9 protein-coding genes are annotated in these 9,570 nt (G+C 68.8%); 8 read left to right on the forward strand and 1 reads right to left on the reverse strand.

Translation table 11 applies throughout. The features are described 5' to 3' along the window. Positions 1-31 precede the first annotated feature (31 nt). Positions 32-1,237, reverse strand: coding sequence for a pyridoxal phosphate-dependent aminotransferase (locus ASD59_RS13715; protein ID WP_055832635.1), 1,206 nt, complete (start codon positions 1,235-1,237; stop codon positions 32-34). Between the two features lie 151 nt (positions 1,238-1,388). Here ASD59_RS13715 and ASD59_RS13720 point away from each other — a divergent pair, with 151 nt between their 5' ends. The 8 genes from ASD59_RS13720 to ASD59_RS13755 all read left to right on the forward strand — a co-directional run bounded on the left by ASD59_RS13720 (position 1,389) and on the right by ASD59_RS13755 (position 9,300). Continuing rightward, positions 1,389-1,790, forward strand: a complete 402-nt coding sequence (locus tag ASD59_RS13720) for a host attachment family protein (RefSeq protein WP_055832637.1) — start codon at positions 1,389-1,391, stop codon at positions 1,788-1,790. A 75-nt stretch (positions 1,791-1,865) separates the two neighbouring features. Further along, positions 1,866-2,582, forward strand: a complete 717-nt coding sequence (locus tag ASD59_RS13725; RefSeq protein WP_055832640.1) for a TVP38/TMEM64 family protein — start codon at positions 1,866-1,868, stop codon at positions 2,580-2,582. Positions 2,583-2,780: 198 nt separating this feature from the next. Beyond that, complete coding sequence (locus ASD59_RS13730) at positions 2,781-3,821, forward strand: rod shape-determining protein (protein WP_055832642.1); 1,041 nt, start codon at positions 2,781-2,783, stop codon at positions 3,819-3,821. A gap of 138 nt (positions 3,822-3,959) precedes the next feature. Next, complete coding sequence (gene mreC, locus ASD59_RS13735; protein ID WP_055832644.1) at positions 3,960-5,057, forward strand: rod shape-determining protein MreC; 1,098 nt, start codon at positions 3,960-3,962, stop codon at positions 5,055-5,057. Then, positions 5,054-5,572, forward strand: coding sequence for a hypothetical protein (locus ASD59_RS13740; protein ID WP_055832646.1), 519 nt, complete (start codon positions 5,054-5,056; stop codon positions 5,570-5,572). The genes mreC and ASD59_RS13740 overlap by 4 nt, the downstream gene beginning before the upstream one ends. Then, positions 5,569-7,632 carry a penicillin-binding protein 2 gene (gene mrdA, locus ASD59_RS13745; RefSeq protein ID WP_055832648.1) on the forward strand — a complete coding sequence of 688 codons (2,064 nt, stop codon included), beginning with the start codon at positions 5,569-5,571 and terminating at the stop codon, positions 7,630-7,632. The genes ASD59_RS13740 and mrdA overlap by 4 nt, the downstream gene beginning before the upstream one ends. Continuing rightward, positions 7,629-8,786 (forward strand): rod shape-determining protein RodA, encoded by a 1,158-nt coding sequence (rodA, locus tag ASD59_RS13750; RefSeq protein WP_055832650.1) that lies wholly within the window; start codon positions 7,629-7,631, stop codon positions 8,784-8,786. The genes mrdA and rodA overlap by 4 nt, the downstream gene beginning before the upstream one ends. A 28-nt stretch (positions 8,787-8,814) precedes the next feature. Beyond that, complete coding sequence (locus tag ASD59_RS13755) at positions 8,815-9,300, forward strand: DUF6173 family protein (RefSeq protein ID WP_055832668.1); 486 nt, start codon at positions 8,815-8,817, stop codon at positions 9,298-9,300. The last annotated feature ends 270 nt before the right edge of the window (positions 9,301-9,570 follow it).

A 9,570-nucleotide genomic window follows, 5' to 3' on the forward strand; every position in this document is an offset into this window, starting at 1 on the left:
CCCATGAGCGTCGCGAATGGGGAGGAGTCGGTTAGCGCAGCCCCGCGCAGAACCGCTGAATTCGCCCGCAAGCTTCCTCCAGCACGCTCTCAGACGTCGCATAGCTGATGCGGAAATAGGGGCTCAGGCCGAAGGCCGAGCCCTGCACCACGGCCACGCCCTCGGCGTTCAGCAGTTCGGTGGTGAAGACCTCGTCATTGTCGATGGTCACGCCCCCTTCGGTCGTCTTGCCGATCAATCCCTCGATCGAGGGATAGACGTAGAAGGCCCCCTCGGGCGTGGCGCAGCGGATGCCGGTCGCCTGGTTGAGCATCGACACGACCAGATCGCGGCGGGCCTCGAAATGGGTCGCCCGCTCGGCGATGAAGTCCTGCGGCCCGTTGAGCGCCTCGACCGCGGCCCACTGGCTGACCGACGAGGGGTTGGAGGTGGTCTGGCCCGCCACCTTGCGCATCAGGTCGATCAGGGCCTTCGGGCCGCCCGCATAGCCGATGCGCCAGCCGGTCATGGCGTAGGCCTTGGAGACCCCGTTCACCGTCAGCGTCCGCTCGTAGAGGTCCGGCGCGACCTGGGCGATCGTCCTGTAGTCGAAGTCGCCGTAGATCAGGTGTTCGTACATGTCGTCGGTCATCACCCAGACCTGCGGGTGGCGACGCAGCACGGCGGCCAAGGCCTCCAGCTCGGCGCCGGTATAGGCCGCGCCGGTCGGGTTCGACGGGCTGTTCAGGATCAGCCATTTCGTGCGGGGCGTGATCGCCGCCTCCAGCGCCCCGGGCTTCAGCTTGAAGCCGTCGGCCTCATGCCCGACCACGGTGACCGGCTCGCCGCCGGCCAGCAGCACCATGTCGGGATAGCTGACCCAGTAGGGGGCCGGCACGATCACCTCGTCGCCGGGCGACAGGGTGGCGACCAGGGCGTTGTAGATCACCGTCTTGCCGCCCGGGGCGACGTGGATCTGGCTGGTCTCGTATTTGAGCCCGTTCTCGCGGGCGAATTTGGCCGCCACGGCCGCCTTCAGCTCCGGCAGGCCGTCGACGTCGGTGTATTTGGTCTCGCCCCGGCGGATGGCCGCGATGGCGGCTTCCTTGATGTTCTCCGGCGTGTCGAAATCCGGCTCGCCGGCCCCCAGTCCGATCACGTCGCGCCCCTCGCGCTTCAGCTCGCGGGCGCGGGCGGTCACCGCCAGGGTGGCCGACGGCTTGACGCGGGCGAGGGCGGAGGACTGAAGGCTGGACATGGCGACTCCGGTGCGGAAGCCTTCTTACGCAGATGCGAAAGAGCGATCAAATGCGGCGCGGGTCACAGCCCCCGACCGTCCGGACGGGAGCGACGCAACCGCTCCATCTTCGGGACGTTCCGCCGGCCACAGAACAACCGGAGCCGTGCACATGAAACTTCCCAAAGGCGCTCTCGTGGCCGTCGTCGATGGAGAGAAGCTCGCGCTCTTCGAGAACACCGGACAGCCGCTGGACATTCAGCTGAAGACCCGGCCGACCCCGGCGATCGCGGACCGCGCCTCCGGCGCCGCCGGTCGTATTTCCAGCGACGCCAACCCCGACAATGACACCCAGGCCGAAGACGGCTTCGCCATGGGCGTCGCCGACGTGCTCAACAACTGGGTGCTGACCAACAAGGTCGAACACCTGCTCGTCATCGCCGCGCCCAAGACCATGGGCCAGCTGCGCAAGGGCTGGCACAAGGAAACCAGCGCCCGGCTGGTCGGCGAGATCGCCAAGGACCTGACGGGTCATTCCCCCGAAGACATCGCCGCGGCCATCGAAAAGGCCTAGGAATTGGGGCGGACCGGACGGGAGCGCCCGGTCCGCCCACTCGCCGCCGCGACGGCCGGATGCTAATCGGCGTCCATGCGCCGCCTGATCGACTTCATCCTCAACATGGAGGGCCGCCGCTGGCGGGCCGTGCTGGCGACGGCGCTGCTGCTCGGCGCGACGGTGGGCCTGCTGTTGATCGGCAAGAGCCAGTTCGGTCTGGCGGCCGAGGAGAACCTCGAGGCCTGGCTGCAGGGCTGGTCCGGGAGTCCCTGGGCCTTCGCGGCCACGGTGGTGCTGTTCATCGCCGCCGCCTTCATCGGCGCCCCCCAGTTCATCCTGATCGCCGCCTGCGTCGTCGCCTTCGGACCGTCGCTGGGCTTTGTCTACAGCTGGGCCGCCACCGTACTTTCCGCGGGCGTCACCTACTGGATGGGACGCGGGCCGACGGCGCGGCTGGTCGACCGGTTTGGCGGGCGCACCATGGGCCGGCTCAAGGGTTTCGTAGGCAAGAACGCCTTCTACGCCAGCTTCATGATCCGCAATGTGCCCTCGGCGCCCTTCATCGTCGTCAACATGGCCTTCGGCGCGACCCGCGCCTCCTTCTGGCGTTTCCTGGCCGGCTGCGCGCTCGGCGTACTGCCCAAGACCGCCCTGGTGTCCTTCTTCGGCGGGGCGGTGGTCTCGGCCGTCAGCGGCGACGGAGTCTGGACCTCGCTGATCCTGGCGGGTGTGGCCGTGGTCTGGCTCGGCCTGATGCTGGGGGTGCGTGAGCTGGTGAAGCGGCGCGAGGCGGCGTCGGGGGCCGACTGACAGCCGGTCACGGCTTCGACAGCGGCGCCCGGAAGGGCTTGTATTCGCCGTCACACACGGGCAAACGAGCCGTAAGGTCGGTCAGGCGATAACGATCAGGAGGCGGTGCGTGGGGATGCGCATGGCCGGGGCGTCGCCGAAGCGGATCGAGACTGACGCACGCCCCTCCAAGGCCCGAACGAACGGTATCCCGGACCCATGTTCTCCAGCATTTTCGGCGCGATCTCCAACGACATCGCCATCGACCTCGGCACCGCCAACACCCTGATCTACATGAAGGGCAAGGGCATCGTCCTGAACGAACCGTCCGTGGTCGCCCTGCGCAACGTCGGTGGGCGGAAGATCGTCCACGCCGTGGGCCTCGAGGCCAAGCAGATGCTGGGCCGCACGCCGGGCCACATGGAAGCCATCCGTCCCATGCGCGACGGGGTCATCGCCGACTTCGAAGTCGCCGAGGAGATGATCAAGCACTTCATCCGCAAGGTTCATAACCGCAAGGGCTTCGTGAACCCCAAGGTCATCGTCTGCGTGCCGTCGGGCGCCACCGCCGTCGAGCGCCGCGCCATCAACGATTCCTGCCTCAACGCCTCGGCCCGCCGCGTCGGCCTGATCGACGAGCCGATGGCCGCCGCGATCGGCGCCGGCCTGCCGATCCACGAGCCGACCGGCTCCATGGTCGTCGACATCGGCGGCGGCACCACCGAGGTGGCCGTGCTGTCGCTGTCGGGCATCGTCTATTCGCGCTCGGTCCGCGTCGGCGGCGACAAGATGGACGAGGCGATCATCAGCTACATGCGCCGCAACCATAACCTTCTGATCGGCGAGACCACCGCCGAACGCATCAAGAAGGACATCGGCACCGCCCGCATCCCGGCCGACGGCGAAGGCCTGTCGATCGACGTCAAGGGCCGCGACCTGATGCAGGGCGTGCCCCGCGAGGTCCGCATCTCCGAGCGCCAGGCCGCCGAGGCCCTGGCCGAGCCCGTTTCGCAGATCGTCGAGGCCGTGAAGGTCGCGCTGGAAGCCACCCCGCCCGAACTGGCCGCCGACATCGCCGACAAGGGCATCATGCTGACCGGCGGCGGAGCCCTGCTGCGCGGCCTGGACGCCGAGATCCGCGACCACACCGGCCTGCCGGTCTCGGTCGCCGACGACCCGCTGTCCTGCGTCGCCATCGGCTGCGGCCGGGTGCTGGAGCATCCGCGCTGGATGAAGGGCGTGCTCGATTCGGCCCTCTAGGGCCCAGGTCGAAACATCGCCTTGAATCCCTGCCATCACGGGGTTCGCGCCGGTTTCCAACTGGCCCGGATTTTGCGATAGGCTGCAGACGTCGGCGGGGGGCTCCCGCTGATTCCCTCTTTTCCAGGAAGGCGCGCCGTGGCGTTTCGCGACGGACCGTTCGAGAATATCAAGGTGCCGCTGGTCTGGACCGCGGCGGTCGCTGTCGTGCTCGCCGCGATCGGCTGCATCCTGCTGCTGATCAGCGACGCCCGGGCCCAGACCTCGCCTTACCAGCCCGTCCGTTCGGGCGCCGAGGCGGTGGCCGGCCCGGTCGGCGGAGTCTTCGCCGCCCCGGTCCGCTGGTTCGGCCACGCCACCGACTATGTCGGCGGCTATTTCTTCGCCGTCTCCGAGAACCGCCGGCTCAAGCGCGAACTGGCCGAACTGGCGCCGTGGCGCGACCAGGCCATCGCCCTCAAGAACGTCAACGGCCGCTATGAGGCCATGCTGGGCATCCGCCCCGAGCCTCCCGTCGCCATGCAGACGGCCCGCTCCATCTCGGACACCCGCGGCCCCTTCTCCAGGGCTCGCCTGATCGACGCCGGATCGGCCAAGGGCGTCAAGGTCGGCAATCCCGTCATCAACGAGCACGGCCTGGTCGGCCGCATCGTCGGAACCTCGTCCGGAATCAGCCGGATGGTGCTGCTGACCGACGTCGCCAGCCGCACGCCCGTTCTGGTCGACCGCACCGACGCCCGCGCCCTGCTGACCGGCGACGGCAGCGACAATCCGCGGCTCGAATTCATCCGCGGCGTCGGCGCGGTCCAGGCCGGCGACCGCATCCTGTCTTCCGGCGACGGCGGCGGCTTCCCGCGCGGCGTCCCGATCGGCGTCGCCGCCAGGGGCATCGACGGCTCGTGGCGGGTCAAGCTGTTCAGCGACCGGGGCGCCATCGACTACGTCCGCGTCATGCTGTTCGAGGACTTCGGCCAGCTGATCGGCCCGAACGATCTCAACGCCCCGCCTCTGGCCGCCCTCGGGACCCTGCCCGAGGCCACGGCGGCCCAGACCGGCGCCATCGCCGATTCGGCCGCCCGCCGCGACGCCGCCCGCGACCGCGCCGAACAGTCCAGCGCCGCCGCGGCCCGCGCCGACGCGGCCGAGGCCGCCCGGCCCCGTCCGGCCGCGCCCGCGCCCGCCGTGACCCCGCCGCCCGCGCCCGCAGCCGCCCCTCCCGCGGGAGGGGCCGAATGAGACGCCCCGTCGCGGTCCGTGTCGTCGGGCCGATGCAGTGGATCGTCTATCCGGCCCTGATCACGGTCGCGGTCACCATCATCCTCGGCACCCCGGTCGAGATCTTCGGCCTGAACCTGCCCGAGCCGGTCATCCCCATGGTGCTGGCCTTCGCCTGGCCGCTGATCCGCCCCTCGGTGGTCGCGCCTCTGGCCCTGACAGGCCTGGGGCTCGGCCTCGACATCTTCACCTACGGCCCGCTGGGCCTGTGGGCCCTGTCGTTGCTGGCCATCTATGCGGTGGTCCTGGCCTCGCGCAGCTTCCTGATCGGCCAGGACACCGTCGTCCTGTTCGTCTGGTACGCGGCCTGCTGCGGCCTGGCCTTCCTGCTGGTCTATTTCGTGCGGATGATCATCGACCACAACGCCGCCAGCCTGCTGGCCCTGATCGGCCAGGTCGTGCCGACGCTGCTGCTGTTCCCCTTCGCCCACCAGATGATCGAACGGTTCGAAGACGGCGACGTGAGGTTCCGATGAGCTCGGAACCGTCCATCTTCTTCTCCGACGTCAATGAGCGGCAGGGCTCCTTCCTGCGCCGCACCTTCGTCTTCGGCGGGCTGACGGCGCTCGGGGGGCTGGCCCTGACCGGCCGCCTGGCCCAGCTGCAGGTCGTCCAGGCCGGCGAATACGCCACCCTGGCGTCGAACAACCAGTTCAACTTCCGCCTCGTGCCGCCGCCGCGGGGCCGGATCCTCGACCGCAACCGGGTCGTCATCGCCGGCAACCGCCCCAGCTTCCGCGTCCTGGTGGTGCGCGACGAGACCAAGGACCTGGACCAGACCCTGGACCTGCTGGGCCGGCTCCTGCCCGACACCATGGACCGGCGCCGGTCCATCATCCGCGACGTCAACGCCGCGCCGCGCTTCTCGCCGGTCCCGGTCAAGAGCGACCTGACCTGGGAGGAGTTCGCCCGGGTCAATCTGTACGCCAACGAGCTGCCGGGCGTCATGGCCGACATGAACGAGGCCCGCTACTACCCGTTCGGCGGCGCCTTCGCCCACGTCATCGGCTATGTCGCCAAGCCCAACGACCGCGACATCAAGGCGATCGAGGACCGCGGCGAGAAGGTCCCCGAGATTCTCTACAACCCGGGCTTCCGCATCGGCCGCCAGGGGGTGGAGAAGTCGTTCGACGCCGACCTGCGCGGCGAGGCCGGCGGCAACCGGGTCGAGGTCGACGCGCGGGGCAGGGTGGTGGCCGAGGATGTCGGCGGCTCGCGCCCCGCCGTTCCGGGCAAGGACGTGGTCCTGACGCTCGACGCCGACGTCCAGAACCGGGCGCTGGAGGTGATGGGCGTGGAGTCCGGCGGCTGCGTGGTCATGGACGTCCGCAACGGCGACATCCTGTGCATGGTCTCGTCGCCGTCGTTCGATCCGAACCTGTTCGTCGGCGGCGTGCCGTCGCGCATCTACCGCGCCCTGTCGGACTATGAGCGCAAGCCCTTGCTGGACAAGACGCTGAACGGAGTCTTCCACCCCGGCTCGACCTTCAAGATGACGACGGCGCTCGCCATCCTCGAGGCCGGCGTCGATCCGACCGAGCGCGTCACCTGCACCGGCGGCTACCGCTTCGGCAACCGCGTGTTCCGCTGCTGGGAAGCCCGCGGCCACGGCGCGCAGGACATGCACAACGCCATCAAGAACTCGTGCGACGTCTATTTCTATCACATGTGCAACCGCGCCGGCGTCGACCTGATCCAGGAGACGGCGAAGAAGATCGGCTTCATGCAGACCTACGACATCGGGGTCGGCAACCAGAAGGCCGGCTCGGTGCCCAGCAAGGCGTGGAAGGCGAACTACAACCGCCGCAATCCCAATCCCGAATCGCGCGTCTGGTTTCCCGGCGAGACCCTGTCCGTCGCCATCGGCCAGGGCGACGTGAACGTCACCGCCCTGCAGCTGGCCGTGATGACCGCGCGCATCGCCAATGCGAAAAAGGCCATCAATCCGCGCCTGATCAAGTCGGTCGGCGGCGTCGAACAGCCTTCGGGCGCCGCCGTGCCGGACCTGCCTTTCCCGCCCGAGCACGTCGAGATCGTGCGCCAGGGCATGGTCGCCGTGGCCAACGACCGGTCGGGCACCGCCTACCGCCAGTCCCAGCTGGGGCTGGGAGACATCCAGATGGCCGGCAAGACCGGCACCGCCCAGGTCCGCAGCTACGGAACGGGCTCGCGCAAGTCGAACATCTGGGCGCTCAAGGACCACAATCTGTTCGTGGCCTTCGCCCCGGTCGACGCCCCGCGTTATGCGGTCGCGGTCATCATCGAGCACGGGGGCAAGGGCGGGGCCACCGCCGGCGCCCCGCGCGCCCGCGAGATCATGCGCACGACCCTGCTCAAGGATCCCGAGATGCTGGAGCGGATCCAGCGTCCGCCCCCGCCCGAGGCCCTGGGTCCCGAAACCGGGGCGGAAGACCTCGCCGGCGCCGCGCCCGAAGAGCCCGTCGCCCAGGCCCCGGCCCCGGCCCCCGCCCCGGCGCCCCCTGCTGCCGCGACGACCACGGGCCCGCGACCCTATCTGCCCGAGGCCCCGCGATGACCGCCTCCGCCCTGACACGCCCCGGCGAGCGGGACCGCCTCTCGACCAAGATCAGCGAGCTGGACTGGCGCCTGATCGGTCTGCTGTGTCTCGTCGCCACGGTCGGCGCCGCCATGCTCTATTCGATCGCGGGCGGAAGCTGGCAGCCCTGGGCCGCCAAGCATGTCATCCGTTTCGCGGCCCTGCTGACGGTCATGCTGGCACTGGCGATGGTGCATCCGAAATGGTGGTTCCGCGCCGCCTATCCGCTCTACGGCCTTCTGCTGGTCCTCGTCCTGATGATCGAGTTCACGCCGCTGGGCTATACGGCGGGCGGGGCGAAGAACTGGCTGAATCTCGGCTTCATGCGCATCCAGCCCGCCGAGTTCATCAAGCTGGGTCTCGTCCTCGCCCTGGCCCGCTGGTACCACAATCACACGGCCCAGGAGGCCCGCTGGTCGTGGAAACTGCTGATCCCGGCCGGCATGATCGGCGTTCCCTTCCTGCTGGTGGCCAAACAGCCCGACCTCGGCTCGGCCATGGTCATCGGCCTGACCGGCGCCGTGGTCATGTTCGTGGCCGGTCTCAGCTGGCGCGTCATCGCCGTGGGGGCCGCCGCCGCCGTGGCTGTCATTCCGCCCTTCGTCATGTTCGGCATGCATGACTACCAGCGCAACCGCGTCCTGACCTTCCTCAGCCCGGAGTCCGACCCGTCGGGCACGGGCTACAACATCATCCAGTCCAAGATCGCGCTCGGCTCGGGCGGCCTGCTGGGCAAGGGATATGGCCTGGGCAGCCAGAGCCAGCTGGAATTCCTGCCGGAGCGTCACACGGACTTCATCTTCTCCACCGTGGCCGAGGAGTTCGGCTTCGTCGGTTCGTTCACCGTGCTGGCCTGCTACATCGCCATCATCCTGATCGCCCTGCGCATCGCCTCCCTGGCGCACAGCCATTTCGGCCGCATCGCCGCCGCGGGGATGACGGCCTTCTTCGCCCTGTTCGTCCTCATCAACGGCGCCATGGTCATGGGCATGGCCCCGGTCGTCGGAGTGCCGATGCCGCTGCTGTCCTACGGCGGGTCGTCGATGATGACCGTCATGTTCGGCTTCGGCCTGGTGCTGGCGACCCGCGTGCACCGCTACGCCGAACTGCCCAAGGGCCACGGACTGTTCTGATCCGGCCTTCGTGCGTTAGGGTCGGATGATGAGCAAATCCAGACCCAAAGCCGCCCCCAAAGCCGCCCCCGCAGCCGCGACGCCACCCGTTTTCGTGCCGGACTGGGGCGACAAGCCGTGCCCGCAACCCGTCATCCCCGCGGCCTCTGCGGCGCAGACCGCCGCCCTGATGGACGGCGTGCGGATGCGTGAAAACCCGGCCGAATGGGCCTTTGTGCGCTTGTCCAAGCTGATCGAGGACTTCGAAAAGGGTCTCGACAAGGATGAGGAGATCGGCGCCCGCATCGTCGGCCTGCCGGGCGACGGCACCATGTCGATCGAGGACCTCGGCTTCTGGGGCCCGGATTTCATCATGTTCCTGGGCAAGAACGCCGACGGCAAGCCGGTGCGCCTGATCCAGCACTACGGCCAGATCAACGTCCTGCTCGACGTGCGCAGGAAGCCCGAGGAGCGCGAGGCCCGAAGGATCGGCTTCCAGCTGTCGGAAATGGTCGCCAGGACCAACCCGAAATAGGGGAGAAGACAGTCCCCCCCTCCGTGCATCCCCGCGGAGGCGGGGACCCAGGCTTTGGCCCCGCCGCCGATGCCTGAATGAGCGCCGGTCACCTCAGCCAGCCCGGTTGTCGCTCACACCTGGGTCCCCGCCTCTGCGGGGATGCACGGTGATGGGGTGCGCGAAGGCGTGACGCTGCTCGCCGGATCTATAGTCGGGTTGGCGGGAAAATATCCTGCCGGTTCAACATCTTCCGCTTTTCTCAAACTCTATTGTCAGCACCGCCCCCCG

Origin of the sequence: Brevundimonas sp. Root608, assembly GCF_001427825.1 — a bacterium.
Lineage (GTDB): Bacteria > Pseudomonadota > Alphaproteobacteria > Caulobacterales > Caulobacteraceae > Brevundimonas.

Excerpts from the sequence above, each read along its gene's own strand:
- ASD59_RS13715 (WP_055832635.1), bottom strand. The coding sequence starts at position 1,237 with ATGTCCAGCCTTCAGTCCTCCGCCCTCGCCCGCGTCAAGCCGTCGGCC.
- ASD59_RS13720 (WP_055832637.1), top strand. The coding sequence starts at position 1,389 with ATGAAACTTCCCAAAGGCGCTCTCGTGGCCGTCGTCGATGGAGAGAAG.
- ASD59_RS13725 (WP_055832640.1), top strand. The coding sequence starts at position 1,866 with ATGCGCCGCCTGATCGACTTCATCCTCAACATGGAGGGCCGCCGCTGG.
- ASD59_RS13730 (WP_055832642.1), top strand. The coding sequence starts at position 2,781 with ATGTTCTCCAGCATTTTCGGCGCGATCTCCAACGACATCGCCATCGAC.
- ASD59_RS13740 (WP_055832646.1), top strand. The coding sequence starts at position 5,054 with ATGAGACGCCCCGTCGCGGTCCGTGTCGTCGGGCCGATGCAGTGGATC.
- mrdA (WP_055832648.1), top strand. The coding sequence starts at position 5,569 with ATGAGCTCGGAACCGTCCATCTTCTTCTCCGACGTCAATGAGCGGCAG.
- rodA (WP_055832650.1), top strand. The coding sequence starts at position 7,629 with ATGACCGCCTCCGCCCTGACACGCCCCGGCGAGCGGGACCGCCTCTCG.
- ASD59_RS13755 (WP_055832668.1), top strand. The coding sequence starts at position 8,815 with ATGAGCAAATCCAGACCCAAAGCCGCCCCCAAAGCCGCCCCCGCAGCC.